Origin of the sequence: Cupriavidus necator, from assembly GCF_016127575.1 — a bacterium.
Taxonomy (GTDB): Bacteria; Pseudomonadota; Gammaproteobacteria; order Burkholderiales; family Burkholderiaceae; genus Cupriavidus; species Cupriavidus necator_D.
The window spans coordinates 2,699,187-2,719,994 of record NZ_CP066018.1; the positions used below are offsets into that span (position 1 = coordinate 2,699,187).

At 66.4% G+C, this 20,808-nt stretch carries 18 protein-coding genes and 2 pseudogenes; 8 read left to right on the forward strand and 12 right to left on the reverse strand.

Features of this window, described 5'->3' with window-relative positions; genetic code table 11:
• Window positions 1–53: 53 nt before the first annotated feature.
• Window positions 54–1,955 (forward strand): molecular chaperone HtpG, encoded by a 1,902-nt coding sequence (gene htpG / locus I6H87_RS12595; RefSeq protein WP_010813553.1) that lies wholly within the window; start codon window positions 54–56, stop codon window positions 1,953–1,955.
• Window positions 1,956–2,028: 73 nt separating this feature from the next.
• Window positions 2,029–2,541 carry a DNA-deoxyinosine glycosylase gene (locus I6H87_RS12600; RefSeq protein ID WP_011615757.1) on the forward strand — a complete coding sequence of 171 codons (513 nt, stop codon included), beginning with the start codon at window positions 2,029–2,031 and terminating at the stop codon, window positions 2,539–2,541.
• Between the two features lie 18 nt (window positions 2,542–2,559).
• Here I6H87_RS12600 and I6H87_RS12605 read toward each other — a convergent pair whose 3' ends face one another.
• The 3 genes from I6H87_RS12605 to I6H87_RS12615 form a co-directional block, all read right to left on the reverse strand.
• Window positions 2,560–3,348: a type IV pili methyl-accepting chemotaxis transducer N-terminal domain-containing protein gene (locus I6H87_RS12605; protein WP_011615756.1), complete on the reverse strand. Its 789-nt coding sequence runs from the start codon at window positions 3,346–3,348 to the stop codon at window positions 2,560–2,562.
• Between the two features lie 13 nt (window positions 3,349–3,361).
• A complete protein-coding gene (locus tag I6H87_RS12610; protein WP_041687462.1) occupies window positions 3,362–4,042 on the reverse strand; it encodes a methyl-accepting chemotaxis protein in 681 nt (226 codons plus the stop codon).
• A gap of 242 nt (window positions 4,043–4,284) precedes the next feature.
• Window positions 4,285–4,503, reverse strand: a complete 219-nt coding sequence (locus tag I6H87_RS12615; RefSeq protein WP_174549479.1) for a type 2 periplasmic-binding domain-containing protein — start codon at window positions 4,501–4,503, stop codon at window positions 4,285–4,287.
• Window positions 4,504–4,532: 29 nt separating this feature from the next.
• On the opposite strand from I6H87_RS12615, the gene I6H87_RS12620 reads away from it, so the two are divergent.
• The gene (locus I6H87_RS12620) at window positions 4,533–5,024 is read left to right on the forward strand and encodes an MFS transporter (RefSeq protein WP_162166394.1); all 492 of its coding nucleotides are present in this window, start codon (window positions 4,533–4,535) and stop codon (window positions 5,022–5,024) included.
• Between the two features lie 52 nt (window positions 5,025–5,076).
• Complete coding sequence (locus I6H87_RS12625) at window positions 5,077–5,514, forward strand: universal stress protein (protein ID WP_010813547.1); 438 nt, start codon at window positions 5,077–5,079, stop codon at window positions 5,512–5,514.
• A 43-nt stretch (window positions 5,515–5,557) separates the two neighbouring features.
• Here the strand turns inward: I6H87_RS12625 and I6H87_RS12630 are convergent.
• Both I6H87_RS12630 and I6H87_RS12635 read right to left on the reverse strand, forming a co-directional pair.
• Window positions 5,558–6,367 (reverse strand): annotated as a pseudogene (locus I6H87_RS12630) (YoaK family protein); the annotation flags it as partial.
• Between the two features lie 56 nt (window positions 6,368–6,423).
• Entirely contained in the window at window positions 6,424–7,293 is an 870-nt protein-coding gene (locus I6H87_RS12635; RefSeq protein WP_011615752.1) for a spermine/spermidine synthase domain-containing protein, read from the reverse strand.
• A 323-nt stretch (window positions 7,294–7,616) separates the two neighbouring features.
• Here I6H87_RS12635 and I6H87_RS12640 point away from each other — a divergent pair.
• The 3 genes and pseudogenes from I6H87_RS12640 (at window position 7,617) to I6H87_RS12650 (ending at window position 10,507) form a co-directional block, all read left to right on the forward strand.
• Window positions 7,617–8,753: pseudogene (locus I6H87_RS12640) on the forward strand (PLP-dependent cysteine synthase family protein).
• A 74-nt stretch (window positions 8,754–8,827) separates the two neighbouring features.
• Window positions 8,828–9,580, forward strand: coding sequence for a tetratricopeptide repeat protein (locus I6H87_RS12645; protein WP_011615751.1), 753 nt, complete (start codon window positions 8,828–8,830; stop codon window positions 9,578–9,580).
• Window positions 9,581–9,634: 54 nt separating this feature from the next.
• Complete coding sequence (locus I6H87_RS12650; RefSeq protein WP_010813542.1) at window positions 9,635–10,507, forward strand: class I SAM-dependent methyltransferase; 873 nt, start codon at window positions 9,635–9,637, stop codon at window positions 10,505–10,507.
• Window positions 10,508–10,559: 52 nt separating this feature from the next.
• On the opposite strand, the gene I6H87_RS12655 is transcribed toward I6H87_RS12650, so the two are convergent.
• Window positions 10,560–12,191, reverse strand: coding sequence for an ABC transporter substrate-binding protein (locus I6H87_RS12655; RefSeq protein ID WP_011615749.1), 1,632 nt, complete (start codon window positions 12,189–12,191; stop codon window positions 10,560–10,562).
• Window positions 12,192–12,328: 137 nt separating this feature from the next.
• Between I6H87_RS12655 and trmB the strand changes: the two genes are divergently transcribed.
• Window positions 12,329–13,015 carry a tRNA (guanine(46)-N(7))-methyltransferase TrmB gene (gene trmB / locus I6H87_RS12660; protein WP_010813540.1) on the forward strand — a complete coding sequence of 229 codons (687 nt, stop codon included), beginning with the start codon at window positions 12,329–12,331 and terminating at the stop codon, window positions 13,013–13,015.
• Window positions 13,016–13,080: 65 nt separating this feature from the next.
• Here the strand turns inward: trmB and I6H87_RS12665 are convergent, their stop codons facing one another.
• The 6 genes from I6H87_RS12665 to I6H87_RS12690 form a co-directional block, all read right to left on the reverse strand.
• Window positions 13,081–14,283 carry a DUF2863 family protein gene (locus tag I6H87_RS12665; RefSeq protein ID WP_010813539.1) on the reverse strand — a complete coding sequence of 401 codons (1,203 nt, stop codon included), beginning with the start codon at window positions 14,281–14,283 and terminating at the stop codon, window positions 13,081–13,083.
• 106 nt (window positions 14,284–14,389) lie between these two features.
• Window positions 14,390–14,545 (reverse strand): hypothetical protein, encoded by a 156-nt coding sequence (locus I6H87_RS12670; protein WP_010813538.1) that lies wholly within the window; start codon window positions 14,543–14,545, stop codon window positions 14,390–14,392.
• 238 nt (window positions 14,546–14,783) lie between these two features.
• Entirely contained in the window at window positions 14,784–17,489 is a 2,706-nt protein-coding gene (gene acnA, locus I6H87_RS12675; RefSeq protein ID WP_011615748.1) for an aconitate hydratase AcnA, read from the reverse strand.
• A gap of 279 nt (window positions 17,490–17,768) precedes the next feature.
• Window positions 17,769–18,326 (reverse strand): hypothetical protein, encoded by a 558-nt coding sequence (locus I6H87_RS12680; protein WP_010813536.1) that lies wholly within the window; start codon window positions 18,324–18,326, stop codon window positions 17,769–17,771.
• Window positions 18,327–18,491: 165 nt separating this feature from the next.
• Window positions 18,492–19,688 (reverse strand): bifunctional 2-methylcitrate synthase/citrate synthase, encoded by a 1,197-nt coding sequence (prpC, locus tag I6H87_RS12685; RefSeq protein WP_011615747.1) that lies wholly within the window; start codon window positions 19,686–19,688, stop codon window positions 18,492–18,494.
• Between the two features lie 50 nt (window positions 19,689–19,738).
• A complete protein-coding gene (locus I6H87_RS12690) occupies window positions 19,739–20,719 on the reverse strand; it encodes an HpcH/HpaI aldolase/citrate lyase family protein (protein ID WP_010814613.1) in 981 nt (326 codons plus the stop codon).
• Window positions 20,720–20,808: the final 89 nt, after the last annotated feature.

Here is a 20,808-nt window from a genome sequence, read left to right on the forward strand (position 1 = left end):
AGGACCGTGGCCACACCGACTTTCCAGATTCGCCTGTTTCCAAGAGGAGAACCATGACCGCACCGCACGAGACGATGAGCTTCCAGGCGGAAGTGAAGCAACTGCTGCACCTGATGATCCACTCGCTGTACAGCAACAAGGAAATCTTCCTGCGCGAGCTGGTCTCGAATGCTTCGGACGCCACCGACAAGCTGCGCTTCGAGGCGATCGCGAACCCGTCCCTGCTGGAGAACGACGCCGACCTGGCGATCCGCATCGAGGCCGACGCCAAGGCGCGCACGCTGACGATCACCGACAACGGCATCGGCATGAGCCGCGACGAGGCGATCCACAACCTCGGCACCATCGCCCGCTCGGGCACCAAGGAATTCTTCCAGCAGCTTTCCGGCGACCAGCAGAAGGACGCCGCGCTGATCGGCCAGTTCGGGGTGGGCTTCTACTCGGCCTTTATCGTCGCCGACAAGGTCACGGTGGAAACGCGCCGCGCCGGCCTGGGCGCCGAAGACGCGGTGCGCTGGGAAAGCACCGGCGACGGCGAGTTCACCATCGATGCCATCGCCCGCAACGAGCGCGGCACCACCATCACGCTGCACCTGCGCGAGGGCGAGGACGACTTCCTCTCGGCCTGGCGCCTGAAGGGCATCATCCAGAAGTACTCGGACCATATCTCGCTGCCGATCCGCATGCCCAAGGAGGTGTGGGACGCTGAATCCAGCACCTACCAGCGCACCGCCGAGTGGGAAAGCGTGAACCAGGCCAGCGCGCTGTGGACCCGCGCCAAGTCCGACATCACCGACGAGCAGTACACCGCCTTCTACCAGCACATCGCGCACGACAACGAGGCGCCGCTGGCCTGGACCCACAACCGCGTGGAAGGCCGCAGCGAATACACCCAGCTGCTGTATATCCCGGCGCGCGCCCCGTTCGACCTGTGGGACCGCAACCACAAGGCCGGCCTGAAGCTGTACGTCAAGCGCGTCTTCATCATGGACGATGCCGACCAGCTGCTGCCGGGCTACCTGCGCTGGGTCAAGGGCGTGGTCGATTCCGCCGACCTGCCGCTGAACGTATCGCGCGAACTGCTGCAGGAAAGCCGCGACGTCAAGGCCATCCGCGAGGGCTGCACCAAGCGCGTGCTGTCGATGCTGGAAACGCTGGCCGACAGTGAAGAAGAAGCCGAGCGCGCCAAGTACACCACCTTCTGGCAGCAGTTCGGCCAGGCGCTCAAGGAAGGCATCGGTGAAGACCAGGCCAATCTGGAGCGCGTGGCGAAGCTGCTGCGCTTTGCCTCCACCCACAACGACACCGCCGAGCAGAACGTGGCGCTGGCCGCCTACGTCGGCCGCATGAAGGAAGGCCAGGACAAGATCTACTACGTCACCGCCGATACCTGGTCCGCCGCGAAGAACAGCCCGCACCTGGAAGTGTTCCGCAAGAAGGGCATCGAAGTGCTGCTGCTGACCGACCGCGTCGATGAATGGATGCTTTCATTCCTGCGCGAGTTCGACGGCAAGGAACTGGTGTCGGTCGCGCGCGGCGACCTGGACCTGGGCAAGCTCGCCGACGAAGCCGAGAAGGCCGAGCAGGAAAAGGCCGAGGCCGACTGGAAGGACGTGGTCGATCGCGCCAAGACCGTGCTCGACGGCAAGGCCAAGGACGTGCGCGTGACGCTGCGCCTGACCGCGTCGGCCTCGTGCCTGGTCTCTGACGAAGGCGACATGAGCGGCTATCTGCAGCGCCTGCTCAAGCAGGCCGGCCAGAAGGCGCCGGACGCCCAGCCGATCCTGGAACTGAACCCGGAACACGCGCTGGTGCAGAAACTGCGCGATCTCCCCGAGGGCGATGCCTTCAGCGACCGCGTGCAGGTGCTGTTCGACCAGGCGCTGCTGGCCGAAGGCGGCATGCTGGACGATCCGGCTGCGTATGTGCAGCGTGTCAACAAGCTGCTGGCCTGACGCCCCGGCTGCCCCCGCCGCGCAGGCGGCGGGGGATTCCCATCTCAATGTGTTGTAGCGGAGCGCGTGACCGATGACACTGAAGCGGTGCTTCCCGCCTGTCGTTGACGCCGGCACGCGCATCCTTATTCTCGGCAGCCTGCCGGGCGAGGCGTCACTGGCGCAATGCCAGTATTACGCGCATCGGCAGAATCAGTTCTGGCGCCTGACCGGCGAAGTTCTCGGTGAAGACCTGGTCCGCATGGAATATGCCGCGCGGCTGCAAACGCTTCTGGCGCATCACGTCGGTCTGTGGGACGTGGTGGCGCAAGCGAAGCGTGAGGGCAGCCTGGACAGCAATATCCGGGATCACGCCGGCAACGACCTGGCGAGCCTGATCGAATCACTACCCAGGCTGGCTGTCATCGCCTTCAATGGCGGCACTGCCGCGCGTATCGGTTTGAAGGCCCTTGGGCAGCATGGCGACCATCACCGGATCATCAGGCTTCCTTCCAGTAGTCCCGCTCATACCTTGCCCTACACGGAAAAGCTGGGCGCCTGGCAGGCATTGCGAGAGTGGCTGCCTGTAAGGCAGCGTCTGGCATAGCTCGTTCACGCACCCACGTTACCTGGGCATCCCTTCATACATGCCGGTGACGTCATCCATTACCTGAAGAATACGCTCGCTGGTCGTGGCGATGTTCCTCAACTGTTCCGCGCGACTGACCCCGGTCTGGTTGAGTGCCTCTTCAAAGAACAGCCACTGAGACCCGGCCAGCAGCAGTTCGCGACGGATTGCCTCGGTGTTTTGCGGCGCCGAGGTGAGAAGCTCCTGCGCGGCTGCGAATTCCCTGGTAGCCATGTCCAGATCCTGCGCCATCCGGGGGGAGGTAATGCCCCAGGCGCGGAACATGCTGATCTTGGCGATTCTCTGCGAGAGCATCCGCTGGCGGCCGGCAACGTTGATCAGCTTGCCCGTCGCGGTGCCCGAATGTTTCTCGAGCAGGAGGGTCGCCTGTTGCGCAAGCTTCAGCACGTCCTCGCTCATTCTTGCGATGGTTTTCGCGCTATCGGGATTCGGATCGCCGCCGGACAGCAACTGTCTATAGGGAATCCATGTCTGCTCGAGCCTGGCGTAGGAATCCTTGATCTCCGGCGTGGGTGCGAACGCCGTCAGCTCCATGAGCTGCTTGTCGAAGAGCGCCACGGACTGCTCGAGAATCTTCTTCGAACGTTCGACTTCAACGCCGAGGCCAGCCTGGCAGTAAGCCTTGGCCATGCGCTGAGACAGCATGCGCTGGCGGCCCGCCTTGTTGATCGCCGCGTTGATCGTCAGCGTTTCGGCGCAAGCGGTCCCGGCCAGCGCCAGGACGCTGCAGACAATCAGGCAGAAGGAGCTGAGGTAACGTTTCAAGGGCGTCTCCGCGTCAGGCTCTGGTTGGTCCTTTGGGCCCGTCGTTCGAGCCGACGACGTGGCGGATCAGCTGATCCATTTCCTTGATGATGTCCGCAAGCACCTGCGTGATCACCGAGAACTCCCTGCCGTACTCTCCCGCCCGCGCCGCCGAGATGCGTGCATTCATTGCGACGATGTTGGCCTGCATCGAAATACCGCTGAGGCGATCGGCGAGGTCGGTCTGGCGTTTGCGCACAGCGAGCTCGCAACGGTGCATTTCCTCCTGGTAGGCCTGCGTGACAGTCTGCAGCAGCTCAAGTATCGGCGTGGCCTGCGTCACAAGCACATCGAGGAATGACGCTTGCCGGCTGGTGTCGGCCAGTGGTGTGTCTATCGCTGTTCTGACCCGGGCGATGAATTCACGGATGCGAGCGTCAGCGCGCGCACTGCCAAAGTACAGTTGCTGCAAGGCGCCGGAGAATGTGCCGGGGAAGCGCTCACTGCCCGTCACGAGATCCGAATGCGCCGACTCGAACATTGACAGGCACTTGCGTGCGATATCGAGCGCGGCAGTGTCCCCCCGCGAAGCGAGCAGCATCTGGAGGACGATCCGTTGCGACAGCATGCGCTGCCTGCCGGAAAGGTTGATCAATGCGCCGATGGTCTCGGCGGACACTTCGGTCTCGGGTGACTGAGTGGAGAGAGCGTTCATGCCATGCCTTGCAGGTAGTGTCGACGCAGACGCGCACCGCGCTGACCGGCGAAGCAAAAGCGCCCCGAAGCGAGATGCCTGCGAACCGGTTGTCCGGTTCGTGGTCCATTCGCTTCGGGGCGTCGTTGCCCGGGATGCTCCTTTTCGGAGCATGTCATCGCGACTTGCCAGCTTGTTTCAAGGCCGCCGTTGGCCTGTGCGACCGCTTCGCAATATCCATGCCATGGCTCACGGAAGTTGCATCAGCTTCTTTCGGCGACACCTGCCTCGTGCTGCTGCGACGCATCCACGGACGCGGTGCTGAAGTCCACCGGACCCACGCGCGTGCGCAGGTTCAGGGTGATCTCGCCGTGCGCGCGCGTAAATGCGGGCAGGCGCGGGATCAGCCAGTAGCTGCCCAGCGACGCACCTACCGAGAGCGACAGGGCGCCACCTCTGCCCTTGAGGGCCATCACGTTCATGGTGGCCCGCTCCAGCTGCCGCAGCAGCGGTGCAATTTCAGCCAGGTATTCGCGCCCGCATCGGTGAGCGCCATGGCGTCGCGCCGCCCGGTGCCAGGACATGGCTGCGGATCCGATCATCACGGCATGATTTCCTGACAGTGCCTCGCCACGTCCTGCACGCCGGCATCGCCTCGGCGGTGCCCTATGTGGTGGCCTTTGCCTGCCTGCTCGTGGTGGGCTGGCTGCTCGACAAGGTCGGGCAGGGCCGCGAGCGCGTGTTCATGGCGGTCGGCGCCACCGTCATGGCTGTCTTCATCGCGCTGATGGCCTATGCCGGGCCTGACGCGGCCCGCAGCCAGCCAACGGCTTCGCAAATCGCCCGTACTGAATCCACCCGTGAGCATGTGACGCATGCCGGATTGCCGTGGGCCATGGCGCACCTATACTGGAGTCGAGCGACGAATCATTCGAAACCGGGGGTATCGATCGCTCCTTGTAGTGCGCCTTGCGGGCTTGCACTTTCGGACGCATGGCGATGACGCATCGGAAGTGAGCGCCTTAGCCGGCAACCATGCTGGCAAGGAGGCAATCATGTTCAAGCATCTCCTGCTGGCGGTCGATGGTTCCGACCTGTCTGAATCGGCGTTCCGCAAGGCTCTCACGCTGGCGCGGGACATGGGGGCGAGTGCCACCGCGGTGCGCGTCTGTCCGAACTACCACGTCCTGACCTACCAGGTCGAGATGCTGGAGGACACGCGCGAAACCTACGTGAAGGAGGCCTGGGAAAACGCGACCCGCTACCTGCGCGGACTGGCCGATGAGGCCGTCGCCGCGGGCGTGGCCTGTGACACGGCATACGTCGTCAACGACCATCCCTACGAGGCTATCATCAAGACGGCCGAGGAAAAAGGCTGCGACCTGATCGTGATGGCTTCGCACGGGCGGCGCGGGGTCCAGGGCATGCTGATCGGCAGCGAAACCCTGAAGGTGCTGACCCACAGCAAGATCCCGGTGCTGGTGTACCGCTAGGCGGCGCCTAGCGCCGCCGGCGCGGCGCGCCCGCCTGCACGCATTGCCGCATCCGCGCCGCCAGGCGCGGCAGTGAGCCTGTGCGCCAGCGGCTGCGCAGGTCGTCGCTCAGCGGCACTGCGATCAGCGCCAGCAGCAGCGCGGCCAGCGGCAGCGTGGCGCTGAAACCCATGTGCTTGAAGCCCAGCGCGCCGGCGATGCCGCCGGCAAAGAACAGCGTGACCAGCACCACCAGCAGGCGCAGCTTGCGCCGGTTGGCGAGCACGCGGGGCAGTGGGCGCGCTTGTGTGCGTGATGGCGTGCGCGCCGGCGCGGCTGCGTTCCAGTAGCACAGCTTGCCCAGCTCGATGCCGATATCGGTGACCATGCCAGTGAGGTGTGTGGTGCGGATCTCGGCGTTCGAAAGCTTGGTGATCATGGCATTCTGCAGCCCCATGATGAAGCACAGCAGCATCACCGTGGCTGGCACGAACAGCCACTGGTGCTGCCCCAGGTTGCCGCCGATCAGGCCAAAGCACAGCAGCAGCCCCGCCTCCAGCGCCAGCGGCAGCGCGTATTCACTGTGCAGCCGTTCGCGTCGTCCCCAGTTGACCAGCACCGCCGAGCACGCGGCGCCGCCGAGAAACGACAGCAGCGCCCCGACCCCATCCAGCACCAGCGCGAAGCTGCCCAGCGCCAGGTTGTCGGCCATGGCCGAGACCACGCCGGACATATGCGAGGTGTATTGCTGCACGGCCTGGAAGCCGCCGGCATTGATGGCGCCGGCGACAAAGCAGAGGTAGCCGGCCAGGTGCCGGTTGGCGTGGGGGCTACGCCGCTTCCCGGTCAGTTTGCGCAGGTACAGGATCGGCATGGCGATGGGGCGGCGTCTGGCGGATTGGGAAGGGCGGCGGCGGACCTGCGTTGCCGCTACAGGGTGTCCCGGGGCCGGGCAAGGGCGTGCCAGGCGTCGGGGTCGGCGGCAACCGCCTCGCCGCGCTTCATGCGGCGGGCAGTCGGTGTCAGCTTCAATGCATGCACGGCTTCCAGCGCCCGTGCGCGTGCCAGCAGCGTCTGCAGCGACGGCAGCCGGGGCGGGCCTTTCCAGGCAAACAAGGTGTAGTTGCAGCTGTCCTCGGCGCGTGCGACCGACATCGAGGCCCCGAACACGGCGCGCACCGCGCCCAGGTAGTGCGGCATGCCGCGGTCGCTTGCAAGGAAGTTGGCCACCAGCATGCCGTCGTCGGCCAGCCGCGCGTGGCAGGCAGCGTAGAAGCCGGCGGAGCCAAGCTGCAGCGGCATGCCGTCAGCCAGGAAGCCGTCGACGAGGATGACCTCGGGGCGCGCTTCCCGGCCCCTGACGTACTCGGCGCCATCGGCGCAGACCACCTGCAGGCGGACATCGTCGGGCGGAATGCGGAAGCGCTCGCGCAGTGCGATCACCGCCGGGTCGATCTCGACAGCGACCACCCGCGTGGCGGGCAGGTGCCGGTAGCAATACTTGACCAGCGAGCCTCCGCCGAGTCCGATCACCGAAATCCGTGCCGGCGACGGATGCAACAGCAGGAATCCCATCATGGTGCGCGTGTAGCCCAGCACCAGCCGGTCGGGATCGCGCCGCGACATGAAGCTCTGCGTGGCCAGCACGTCGAAGTGCAGCGACAGGGCGGTCTCGGTCTCCAGCACCACGGGCGTGCCGTCGCGCGGGGCTTCGGCCAGGAAGCGCATATAGGACTCAAAGGATGTGCGGCGGCTACCCGCTGCGACGCCGGGGTCGGCGTCCGGTTTGCGTTCGTTCATGACGGCAGCCTTGCGCAATGCAGGATCCGGGGACCAGCCGGCTGGCTGGGGCGGGCAAGGCGGCGGGTGGCTCGCCCGGGTATCGCGGACATCGGGGACATCTGTTTCAGTCACATATAATATTAATCGTATTATCATATCCCAGCACCCGCGCGGTGGCTGCATCCGGCCGGGAAATGCCATGCCCGGTCCCGCGGTTGTGGTGAAACCGCCCTTTGCGGGCTGTGCCAGCCCGCCTGCCCATCCCGGAAACTGGATTTGCGGCGTGCGCTTCTGGCATCCTGACGGTCTGTCCTGACGTCCGGCCTGCCCGGAACACTGCCATGCCACTTTCCGACTGGACCCACGAAGCCGTCCGCAAGATCGATGCGGATTTCAACCGCTCCGCCGACACCCACCTGATCCCGCTGGACCTGCCGGGCTACCCGGACATCCGCGTCTATTTCAAGGACGAGTCCAGCCACCCGACCGGCAGCCTCAAGCACCGGCTGGCGCGGTCGCTGTTCCTGTATGCGCTGTGCAACGGCTGGCTGCACGAGGGCAGCACGGTGGTGGAGGCATCCAGCGGCTCGACCGCGATCTCCGAGGCTTACTTTGCGCGGCTGCTCGGGCTGCCGTTCGTGGCGGTGATCCCGGCGGGGACCTCGCGCGCCAAGATCGAGGCGATCGAGTTCTACGGCGGGCACTGCCACCTGGTGGGCAGCCCGTCCGGGATCTACGCCGCCTCGCGCCGCATTGCGCAGGAGACGGGCGGGCATTTCATGGACCAGTTCACCTACGCCGAGCGCGCCACCGACTGGCGCGCCAACAACAATATCGCCGAGTCGATCTTCAAGCAGATGGCGCACGAAGAGCATGCGGTGCCGGCCTGGCTGGTATCGAGCGGCGGCACCGGCGGCACCATCGCCACGCTGGGGCGCTATGTGGCCTATCGGCGCCACAAGACCCGCGTGCTGTGCGCGGACCCGGAGAACTCGGTGTTCTTTGACTACTTCCGCAGCTGCCTGGACGGCAAGCCGCAGCCGGACCTGTCCCTGGCGGAGGGCTAGCGCATTGAAGGCATCGGCCGGCCGCGCGTGGAGCATTCGTTTATCCCGACCTGTATCGACGCCATGCTTAAGGTGCCGGACGCGCTCTCGTTCGCGGCCATGCGCTACCTCGCCGGGCGCTTCGGGCGCCGCGTGGGCGGGTCCACCGGCACCAATTTCGTCGGCGTGCTGTACCTGGCCCAGCAGATGCGCGCGGCGGGGGAGGGCGGCGCCATCGTCAGCCTGCTGTGCGACAGCGGCGAGCGCTACGGCAACACCTATTACGACGATGCCTGGTACAGCGCGCAGGGCATTGCCATCGAGGCGGCCGATGCGCTGGTGGCGCGCGCGGTCAATGGCGAGGCCGTGCTGACGCCGCAGGCGGTGGCGGGGCTGCGGTCGGCCGGCGCCGGCATCCCGGCGGGCGGCTGAAACCCGTGGCCCCGCCTTTCTGTCACAATGCCGGCGGCTGGCGCGCCGGCCATTGATTTCAAGGTGAATTCCCTATGCGTATCTTCGGCATCAGCATCCATATCATCGTTGCACTGTTCTTTGCGGTGCACGCGGTGCGCACACACCAGAACATGTACTGGCTGCTGATCCTGTTCCTGTTCCCGGGGCTGGGCAGCGTGGTGTATTTCTTCGCGATCTACCTGCCCGAGCTGCGCCAGTCGCGCGGCGCGCGTGCGGCCACGCGTGCCATCACGCAACTGGTCGATCCGAACCGCGCGGTGCGCGAGGCCCGCTCAGACTTTGACCGCGCCCCGACGGTGGCGCACCGCATGCGCCTGGGCGCCGCGCTGCTGGCGGCCGGGGAGCCGTCGGAAGCCCTGCAGCACTACCAGGCAGCGGCCAGCGGACCGTTTGCGACCGATCCGGCGCTGCTACAAGGACTGGCACAGGCGCAGTTCGCCACCGGCGATGCGGCCGGCGCGCTGGCAACGCTGGAAAAGCTGTTCGCCACCAATCCGCAGTCGCGCCAGCAGCCCGATCCGGCCTTGCTGTATGCGCGCGCGCTGGCGGCCACCGGCGCATCCGGCACGCGCGCCGCGTTCGAGCAGGCGCTGACCAGCGCCAGCGATGCCGCGCCGCGCTGCCTTTTCGCCGACTGGCTGGCGGCGCAGCCCGACGCCGCCGACCGCGAACGCGCGCAGCAGCTCTATGCCGATATCGTCCACGACGCCCGCCACTGGCCGCGCCACACCCGCGAACACAACCGCGAATGGCTGCAGCGCGCGCAGGCGGCGCTGGGCAAGTAATCCGCGTTTCCCCCATCCATGCTGGAACGGGTGCTGAACGCCTTTCTCGACAACATGACCCTACTGAAACGCAAATCGATTGAAGCCGTGGCCTCGCGCCGTCCGGCACGTGGCACCCGCACCCGTGGCGAGGCGCCGGCACGCGAAGAAAAACGCATGACGCCGCGCTTTGCGCCGGTGACGTTCTCGGAAATGGAAGGAGTGCGCTACCTGCACTTCGGCACCGAGTGGGTGCAGGGCGCGATGCGCCTGCGCAAGCCCGATGCGATCGAGCTGGAATACGCGCAGCAGATGATGGCCTGGCTGCTGTTCCTGTCGCCCTCGGTCGAAGAATTCCACGTGGTGCAACTGGGCCTGGGCGCAGCGGCGCTGACCAAGTTCTGCCACCGCCAGTTCAGCCGCGCGCGCGTGACCGCGGTGGAGCTGAACCCCGCGGTGATCATCGCCGGGCGCAGCATGTTCGGCCTGCGCGAGGACGACGCGCGCCTGACCGTGCGCGAGCAGGATGCCTGGGACTACGTGATGGACGGCACCCACGCCGGCGCCATCGACGTGCTGCAGGTGGACCTGTACGACGCCACCGCGCGCGGCCCGGTGCTGGACACCACCGCGTTCTACCGCGCCTGCCGCCGCACGCTGAAGGCACCCGGGGTGATGACCATCAACCTGTTCGGCGACCACGACAGCTTTCCGAAGAATATCGAACGCATCTGCGATGCCTTCGACAACCGCGTGCTGGTGTTCCCGGAAGTGCATGACGGCAACGTCATTGCGCTGGCATTCAATGGGCCGGAGATCGATGTGTCGTGGGAAGTGATCGAGGCGCGCGCCGATGTGGTCGAGAAGACTACCGGCCTGCCTGCGCGCGACTGGGTGCAGAAGCTGCGCGCGGCGAATGCGCGGCAGGAAGAGCGGTTGAAGATCTGAGGAACGGCCGCTCTCCCGCTGCGCGGGAGAGCGGCAGCAGGCAGTCCCGCCCTCACTCCTTGTGGAAGAACTGCGCCAGCGACCACTCGTCGGTGCGCGCCTCGTACTTCAGTCCCTTCTTCATTGCCCACATCGCCAGCTGGCTGTGCGACGGAATGATCGCGTGGTCGGCCAGCGCAAACTTGGCCGCGATGCGGGCATTCTCCTCACGCGCCTTGTCGCTGCTGACGGTAGTCAGCGATTTCTCGATCAGCTGGTCCAGCTGCTGGTTGCTGTACTTGCCCCAGTTCCAGGTGCCGTAACCGGTCTTGGGGTTGGGCGTGCCAGTGATCGAGCGCAAGGCCACGTCGGCCGCGGCCGAGCCCCAGCCCAGCATCTGGAAGGCGAACTCGCCCTGGCGTGCGCGCGTGAAGTAGGCCGCCACCGGCAACGTCTCCACCTTGGTCTGGATGCCGATGCGCGTCAGCATGCTGGCGGTGGCCTGCGCCACTGCGGCGTCGTTCAGGTAGCGGTTGTTGGTGGCGTGCAGCGTCAGGCCGAAGCCGTCGGGGTAGCCCGCGTCGGCCAGCAGTTTCTTCGCGCCTTCCGGATCATAGGCCTCCGGCTTGGTGCCCGGATGCCCGAAGATCTGCGGCGACACGATCGACGATGCCGGCACCGCCAGCCCTTCCATGATGCGGCTGATGATGGCGTCGCGGTTCAGCGACTTGCTGATTGCGGCGCGCACGCGCGCATCCTTGAACGGGTTCTTGCCCAGCGGCTTGCCGGCCTTGTCGGTGACGAAGGGCGGGTTGTCGCGCGACTGGTCCATCTGCCAGAAGATGGTGCGCCACGACACCTGCTGCTCGATCTTGAACTTCGGATTCTGCTTCAGCTTCGCGACGTCGGCCGACGGTACGCTCTCGATCACGTCGACATCGCCCGCCAGCAGCGCGGACGAACGCGCGCCGTTGTCGGTGATGATGCGGAAGATGGCGCGGTCCCACTCGGGCTTGGGGCCCCAGTAGTTGGGGTTGCGCTCCATCACGATTTCCTGCCCGCGCGCAAAGCGCACGAACTTGAACGGGCCGGTGCCGATCATCGCCTTGCCCGAGTCGAAGTCCGCCTGCGTCAGCGTGGCGGCGACCTTCTTCGGCATGATCGGCACGCTGTTCAGGTCGTTGGCCAGGTTGGCGTAATTGGGCACGCTCATGGTCAGGCGCACCGTCAGCGGGTCGGGCGTGTCGATGCGCGCGATCGGCTTGGTGTAGCTGGTGAACGAGCCGGGGCTGTTGACCAGCTTCTCCGGGCGCTCCAGCGAGGCCTTGACATCCTCGCTGGTAAAGGGCGAGCCGTCATGCCACTTCACGTTGGGGCGCAGCTTGATCTCCCAGGTGATGGCGTTGACCGGCTTCCACGACAACGCCAGGCCGGGGATGTAGCGCGCGTTCTTGTCCATGAACACGAGCGACTCGAACACATGCAGCGCGATGGCGTTGTTGGGGCCCGAGTTGTTCCAGTGCGGGTCCATCGAGGTCACGTCGGCCGCCAGGCCGATGCGCAGGTCTTCGGCGTGGGCGGCACCCGCCGGCAGCAGCGTGAAGGCGGCACTGCCAAGCACCAGCGCGGTGGCGGCATGGAGCACGGCGCGACGGGCAGGGCGGCGGGGCGGACGTTGCGGCGGCAGGGCGTGGGTCGGTGTCATCTGGCTGGCTCCTCGTACGGGTCCGCGCGGGCGCGGCCGGGTCCTCAGGCGGGTTTGTCCCGCATTGTGCCGCTAAAGTGGCTTGGTTGCAGCCTTTGGCGCGGGCAGGCAAGCCGATGCGGGACGGCGCCGTTAGAATGGCGCCCATGTTTGCCAATTCCCGCACCATTGTCTCGGCCCAGGCCGATGTCCACGAACACCTGGCCGCGCGCGTCGCGCGCCACCTGGCCGAGCCGTTCCGCAAGCCCATCGGCGAAGCCAGCCGGCGCGAGCTCGGCGCGGCGCTGCAAAGCTGGCAGCAGGCCGGCGGTGCGCCGCTGATCCTGGATGCGGGCTGCGGCGTGGGCGAAAGCACGCTGCGGCTGGCCACAGCGTTCCCGGACCACTTCGTGATCGGCATCGACCAGTCCGAGAAGCGCCTGGCCGCCGGCAAGGACTGGTGGGGCGAGGCGCCGATGCCAGCCAACTTCTGCTGGGCGCGGGCCGACCTGGTCGATGTGTGGCGCCTGCTGCAGGCCGAGGCCGTGCCGGTGGCGCGCCACTACGTGCTGTACCCGAACCCGTGGCCCAAGATCGGCCACCTGGGGCGGCGCTGGCAGGGGCATGCGGTGTTCCCGGCGCTGGCCGCCTGCGGCGACTATCTGGAGTGCCGCAGCAACTGGCGCATCTATATCGATGAGTTTGCCCAGGCGCTAGCACTGGTCGGGCGCCCGGCGCGGGTAGAGGCGTGGGCCCCGGCGCAACCGATGACGCCGTTCGAGCGCAAGTACGGGGCATCGGGCCACGGCTTGTGGCGCTGCGTCAGCGAGCGCCAGCGCGCCTGAGCGGCTCGCCAATGAAAACGGCCCGCGCATGCGGGCCGTCTTTTTGCCAGGCGCAGCCGGGCGCGTCAGTGGAACAGCGGCTGCTGCGTCGGGGCGTCCTCGGGCAGTTCGGCATGCACGATCTCGCCGTTGCGGTCCGCGTACAGCGGCGTGCCGCAGTCCTCGCAGTATTCCGGATCGAACAGCGCGGCGTGGCGGAAGATGTCTTCTACGCCGGCGTTGCGCAGTTCCTCGCAGATCTGCTCGAGCGGGTTGCCCTTTTCGTCGGCATCGACCTCGCCGGCTTCGCGGCCGTAGACCGGCCACACGATGCCGTAGATCACATCCTTCTCGCCGCGCATGGTGAAGCCCACGCGGTATTCCTCGACCACTTCCTCGCCGAAGGCAGCCACCACGGCGGCCAGCTGGCCGGCGGAGATGTCGAGCGTGCCGCACAGGTAGTTGACCGCGGCGCGCACGGTCAGCGGGCGGATGCTCTTGTCGGACTCGCGGCAGGACAGGAAGAATGCGTCGGGCAGCAGCAGCTCGAACTCGCAGCCCGGCAGCAGCAGCGCCACCGACGGCTGCACCTGGGTGCGCCACTGGTCGAGGCAGGTCGAGCGCTCGGCGTGGTGCTCCTTGGCGTCTTCCTGCCAGCGGAACAGCGCCTGCTCGTGCGGAGCCACCACCACGGCCAGCAGGTAGCGCGGATCGGCCAGGATCGGCGCGGTCTCGGGCAGGTCGCGCAAGTCGACCTTGGGTACCGTGCCGGCCAGGGCGGCCGCGGACAGCTTGTGCGTCAGCGCAAAGGTGTCGCTGTGCGTGCGCGGCAGCTGGTCGATGCTGTATAGGTAGGGCGACAGCGAGACCTTGGTCCCGGTGGCCAGCACATGTGCCTGCAAGTGCACCGCCAACGTTTGCGCCAGCTCCGGCTTGAGCGAGCCGGAGGGAATGGCGTAGCGCGTGTGCGCCAGGATCGGGGCGGCGATCAGCAGCGCGTCATGGCGCTGGCCGTCGACCTCAATGGTGGCGGATTCGGCGAGCGTCTCGGCCTGCTCGGCCAGCACGTCGGAGGCGTCTGCATTGTGCTTGAACAGGTGTTCCAGCGCCGCGTCGAGCGCGGTCTGGCTCCCGTTCTTCAGCAGGCGGCCCAGGCGCTGCGAGAGCCGCCGTTCCCAGTACGCGTCCTCCATGCGGCTGCCCGAAGCGTCGAGGGCGAGCGCATCGGCCACCAGACGCTCGGCGTCAGGGGAGAGTCGTGGGGAAGCCTTGGGGCGAAAACCTGCCATAGAAAGAAACCGTCCGTTTATGCGTAAAACGGTATTCTACTCGTTGCGTTGACACGCAGGCCGCTATATGCGTGCAGCGTGTGCGGACGCGCCCGGGCGTGTGGCTTTATTTCTGGGCCGGAGCGGAGGCGGCAGGGGCCGCGGGCGCGTGGCTTTCGACGCTGTGCGACTCGCCGGACATGGAAACGTCGCTGCCGCCCTTGGTCAGCAGGTAGAGGGCCGCGCCGGCAACCACGACGAATGCGATAAGGATCTTAACCATGGTGTCTCCTGATTCTGGATGATGCCGGGCGGACCCGGCTTCCGGTCGTGCGACCGCTGTTCTTGTGCAACACAGTGTGGCAGCACTGGCTTGCGTGGAACTTACACGCGCCCGGCTTCGTTCGGGGTGATGCAAGGGGCGCAGGACCTCAATGAAAAACGCCGCCTGCCCGGGCCCCGCAACGGGGCCCGGGCAGGCGGCGTCAGCCTTGGCAGGCTGCGGGCGCCTCAGGTGGATCTCAGGCGGCCAGCAGCTGGCGCAGCACGAACGGCAGGATGCCGCCGTGGTTGTAGTAGTCGACCTCGATCGGCGTATCGATGCGCAACAGCACCGGCACGCGCTGCACGTCGCCATTGGCGCGATGGATCACCAGCACCACGTCCTGCTGCGGCTTCAGGTCGCCCTCGATGCCTTCGATATCGAAGGTCTCGTTGCCGGTGATGCCCAGCGTCTGCGCACTGTCGTTGCCCTTGAACTGCAGCGGCAGCACGCCCATGCCGACCAGGTTGGAGCGGTGGATGCGCTCGAAGCTGCGTGCCACCACGGCCTTCACGCCCAGCAGCTGCGTGCCCTTGGCGGCCCAGTCGCGCGACGAGCCGGTGCCGTACTCTTCGCCGCCGAACACCACCGTGGGCGTGCCCTCGGCCACGTACTTCATGGCGGCATCGTAGATCGACATTTCGTCACCGGTGGGCTGGTGCAGCGTGATGCCGCCTTCCACGCGCGAGCCGTCGGCCTTGGGCGGGATCATCAGGTTCTTGATGCGCACGTTGGCGAAGGTGCCGCGCATCATGACTTCATGGTTGCCGCGGCGCGAACCGTAGCTGTTGAAGTCGGCCTTCAGCACGCCGTGCGACAGCAGGTACTTGCCCGCGGGCGAGGTGTCCTTGATCGATCCGGCCGGTGAGATGTGGTCGGTCGTCACCGAATCGCCGAAGATGCCCAGCGCACGCGCGCCGCGCACGCTGGCGCTGGTGGCGGCGGGCTGCATGCTGAAGTCCTGGAAGAAGGGCGGCTCGGCGATGTACGTCGACTTGGGCCAGTCGTAGACCTGGCCCTTGGTGCCCTTGATGCCGGCCCACAGCTTGCTCGGCTTCTTGACCTGTTCGTAGTTGCCCTTGAAGGTCTTGGCATCCATCGCGTACTTCATCAGTGCGTGGATTTCTTCCGAGGTCGGCCAGATATCGCCCAGGTAGATGTCGCGGCCCTTCTTGCCCTTGCCCACGGGCTCGGTCATCAGGTCGCGCGTGACATTGCCGGCGATGGCGTAGGCCACCACCAGCGGCGGCGAGGCCAGGAAGTTGGCACGGATGTTCGGGTGGATGCGGGCCTCGAAATTGCGGTTGCCCGACAGCACGGCAGCGGCCACGAGGTCGTTCCTGGTGATGGCCTCGTTCAGCTCGGGCGTCAGGTCGCCGGCGTTGCCGATGCAGGTGGTGCAGCCATAGGCGGTCACGCCGAAGCCCAGCTTTTCCAGGTACGGCAGCAGGCCGGCGGCCGTCAGGTATTCAGTCACCACGCGGCTGCCCGGGGCCAGCGAGGTCTTGATGTGCGGCGCCACCGTCAGGCCGGCTTCCACCGCCTTCTTGGCCAGCAGGCCGGCGCCCAGCAGCACGCTCGGGTTGGAGGTGTTGGTGCAGGACGTGATCGCGGCGATCAGCACGTCGCCGTTCTTCACCTCGAGGCCGTCGGTGGTGGTGTAGGCGCGGTCCAGGTCGGCCGCCTCCTTGTTGAAGCCGTTCTCGGCCACCGGCTTGCTGAACAGCGAGGCGAAGGTGCTCTTGACGTTGCCGATCTCGATGCGGTCCTGCGGACGCTTCGGGCCCGCCAGCGACGGCGCCACCGTGCCCAGGTCCAGCGTCACCACCTTGCTGTAGTCGATCTCGCCGGCCCTGGGAATGCCGAACATCTTCTGTGCGCGGAAATAGCCCTCGAACGCGGCGATTTCCTCTTCGGTGCGGCCGGTGCCCTTGAAGTAGTCGATGGTCTTCTCGTCCACCGGGAAGAAGCCCATGGTGGCGCCGTATTCCGGCGCCATGTTGCCGATGGTGGCGCGGTCGGGCAGGGCCAGGCTGGCGGTGCCTTCGCCGAAGAACTCGACGAACTTGCCGACGACCTTCTCCTTGCGCAGCATCTCGGTGATGGTCAGCACCAGGTCGGTGGCGGTGACGCCTTCGCGCAGGCGGCCCTTCAGCTCCACGCCAACCACGTCCGGCGTCAGGAAATAGACCGGCTGGCCCAGCATGCCGGCCTCGGCCTCGATGCCGCCGACGCCCCAGCCCACCACGCCGATGCCGTTGATCATGGTGGTGTGCGAGTCAGTGCCGACCAGGGTGTCCGGGTAGTAGACGCCGTCTTTCTTGTGCACGCCGCGGGCCAGGTATTCCAGGTTGACCTGGTGCACGATGCCGAAGCCCGGCTGCACCACGCCGAAGGTATCGAACGCCTGCATGCCCCACTTCATGAACTGGTAGCGCTCGTTGTTGCGCTGGAATTCCAGCTGCATGTTCAGGTCCAGCGCCTTCTTTTCGCGGAAATGGTCGACCTGCACCGAGTGGTCGACCACCAGGTCCACCGGCACCAGCGGCTCGATCTTCTTGGGGTTCTTGCCCATCTTCTCGGCGACGTTGCGCATCGCGGCGAGGTCGGCCAGCAGCGGCACGCCGGTAAAGTCCTGCAAGACCACACGGGCCACCACGAAGGGAATTTCGTCGACGCGCTCGGCGTTCGGCTTCCAGTTGGCAAGTTGCCTGACGTGCTCTTCGGTGACCTTCTTGCCGTCGCAGTTGCGCAGCACCGATTCCAACACCACGCGGATCGACACCGGCAGTCGCCCGACTGCCACGTCCAGCTCCTCGCCCAACTGGGGCAGGGAGTAATACTGGCCCTTGCCGGAAGAGCCGATCTTGAATTCTTTTAGCGTGTTCTTGAGGTTGTGGGGCATTGCCGTACTCCGATCGAAGGATGATGCGATGGCATTTGGCTCGGACCTGAATCGAGACCCCGGTGCGCTGCCGCGGCATTTGACCGCGGTCCGAGGCCGGCAGCGCACTGCAACTGCATACTCTAACCGCCGCGCGGCTTTGGCGCCACCCGGCTCGGCAACCCGCCGGCCGCGACGGCGCCGGCCCGACAGCATGCCCACCCGGGATTGGCCGTCCGGCAAGGCAAAAAAGGGCGCTGGCGGCCGGAATTCAGCGGCCGCCAGCGCCCCGGTACGGACTTACTGCTTGGGTGCTGCGGATTGCTGGGCGCCTTCCGGCACCTGCGTCGGGCCGCCCGGGGGCGTGACCAGCAGCGGGGTGGTGGCCGGGGCGCGCAGGCCGCCGGCCTGGGTAGGGGCCGCGGCGCCGGCCTGCATGGCGGCGCTCTGGCAGTCGTCGGCCAGGCGCTGGCCCAGGTTCTTGTTGAACAGCATGGCCTTGCTCGGGATCACCACCAGGTCCAGGCCGGTGCGGGCGTCATAGTAGCGGTCGGCGCCGGTCACCGTGGCCTGGCGCGGCAGCTTGTAGTCCTTGCCTTGCCAGTGCACGGTCAGGACTTCGTCGCGCAGCATGTCGCCGGCGATATACAGGTTGTTGCCCAGTTCACACTGCCATTTTTCGCCGTTCGGGGTGACCGCGGCAGCAGCGCCGGCCGCTGCGGCGGTTCCGGCGGCCGCCTTCTTCTTGGTCGAAGCCTTCTTGCTGGTGGTCTTCTTGGCGGGTTCCTGCGCCATCACGGCGGTGGCGGTGGTCAGGCTGAATGCGCCGATGCAGGCGGCAAGGACAAGATGTTTCATATTGTGAGTGCCTTTCGGATACTGAAATCGATTTATGTTTCATTCGCCGCCGTCAAACCGGGCGGCGCCGGGACAATTTCCGCCGCTATTCTCTACGATTTGCCCAGAGCGGCGTAGTGCTCTGGTCTTTGGTTACATTATCGACGGGGGCTAGTTGGCCCCGCTTCACTTGCGCTTGCCGATCGGCACGAACTTCAGGTTCTCCGGACCGGTGTAGTTGGCGCTCGGGCGGATGATCTTGTTGTCGATGCGCTGCTCGATAATGTGCGCGGCCCAGCCCGAAGTACGCGCGATCACGAACAGCGGCGTGAACATCGCCGTCGGCACGCCCATCATGTGGTAGCTCACCGCGCTGAACCAGTCCAGGTTCGGGAACATCTTCTTGATGTCCCACATCACCGTTTCCAGGCGCTCGGCGATGTCGAACATCTTCATCGAGCCGGCATCCTTAGACAGCTTCTTCGCCACTTCCTTGATCACCTGGTTGCGCGGGTCGCCGGTGGTGTACACCGGGTGGCCGAAGCCGATCACGACTTCCTTGTTCCCGACGCGGCGCGTGATGTCGGCCTGGGCCTCGTCGGGGTTGTCGTAGCGCTTCTGGATCTCGAACGCGACTTCATTGGCGCCGCCGTGCTTGGGGCCGCGCAGCGCGCCGATGGCGCCGCTGATCGACGAATACATGTCCGAGCCCGTGCCGGCGATCACGCGGGCGGTGAAGGTCGAGGCGTTGAACTCGTGCTCGGCGTACAGGTTGAGCGAGGTGTGCATGGCGCGCTCCCACAGCGCCGACGGCTTCTCGCCGTGCAGCAGGTGCAGGAAGTGGCCGCCGATGGAGTCATCGTCGGTTTCGACTTCGATACGGCGGCCGTTGTGGCTGTAGTGGTACCAGTACAGCAGCATCGAGCCGAGGCTGGCCATCAGCCGGTCGGCAATGTCGCGCGCGCCCGGGGTGTTGTGGTCTTCCTTCTCCGGCAGCACGGTGCCCAGCACCGACACGCCGGTGCGCATCACGTCCATCGGGTGGGCGCTGGCGGGCACCCATTCCAACGCGGCCTTCACATTGGCGGGCAGGCCGCGCAGGCTCTTGAGCTTGGCCTTGTAGGCGGCCAGTTCGGATTTGGTCGGCAGCTTGCCGTGTACCAGCAGGTGGGCGATTTCCTCGAACTCGCAGGTCTCGGCGATGTCGAGGATGTCGTAGCCGCGGTAGTGCAGGTCGTTGCCGGTGCGGCCGACGGTGCACAGCGCGGTATTGCCGGCGGTCACGCCCGACAGGGCGACGGATTTCTTGACCCGGGGCGCGGCCGGCTCGCTGGCCGTGGCGTCGGGTGCAGCGTCGGGTGCGGCGAACTTCGAGGCGGACATCCGTGTCTCCTTGGGCGCTGCCCTGTTTGTTTTTGGTACGGGTATCGGCTTCAGGCGAAAAACAATGCCTCCACATTGGCCGGCAGCGGCGTGCCGGTGGCCTGCGCGCGCTGCAGCAGCGACCAGTAGTAGCGGTAGCTGGCGCGGTCGTGCAGCTGGCCCTCGTGGCGGATCGGGGCCCAGCTGTTCTCGTGCGCGGCCAGCAGGATCTGGCTGGCCGCGCCGATTTCTTCGGCACCGGGGCGGAACGCCGCCACGATCGGCGCGATCTGGCCCGGATGGATGCTCCATTTGCGCAGGTAGCCGAACTCGCTGCGCGCGCGCAGCGCATCGTCGCCGGCGCGCTGCGGCGCCTGCACGTCGGTGCTGACGTTGTGCGACGGCACCTTGCCGTGGCGGTGGCAGGCGGCGGAGATCTCCAGCATGGCGCGGCGGATCAGCGGGTGTTCGAATTGCTGTGGGGAGCGCATGGCTTCGCCCGGGATGGCGCCATGATGGGCCGAGACAAAGTCCATCAGGCCGAAGCTCAGGCATTCCACCTGCACCAGCGCGGCAATATCGAAGGCCTGTTCCAGCGCGGCGTGGGTCTCGACCAGCACATGGATCGGGATATGCCGGGCGATGCCGGCATTGCGCGCCACCTGGTTGACATGATCGGTCACGCGCGCAACCTCGACCACGTCGCTGACCTTGGGCACCACCACATAGGCCAGGCGCGCGCCGGCGGCGCGCACCAGCACGTCGACGTCCTCGCGCCAGTTCGGGTGGGCCGGGTCATGGATGCGCACGCCGACGCGATTGTGGGCATTGAGCGGGCTGTTGACCAGCTGCGCGCACAGCTCGGCATGCTCGCTCTCACGGCCGACGGCGGCGCCGTCCTCGCAGTCGAAGGTGATGTCGAAGACCGGGCCAAGCTCTTGTTGCAGGGCAAGCGATTTGCGCATCAGCTTTTCGCTGCCCGCGTAGTGGTCACACACCGGCAACTGGACCGGGATGGCTTCGCCCTGGAACAAGACCTCGGAAGGATGCACGTTGATTCGGACCGGTTTGGGTTGAGGGGGGAGAGCAAGGGGACATCGTAGCCCCTGGATATTAAAAAACCGGGGTCCGCACTGATTCG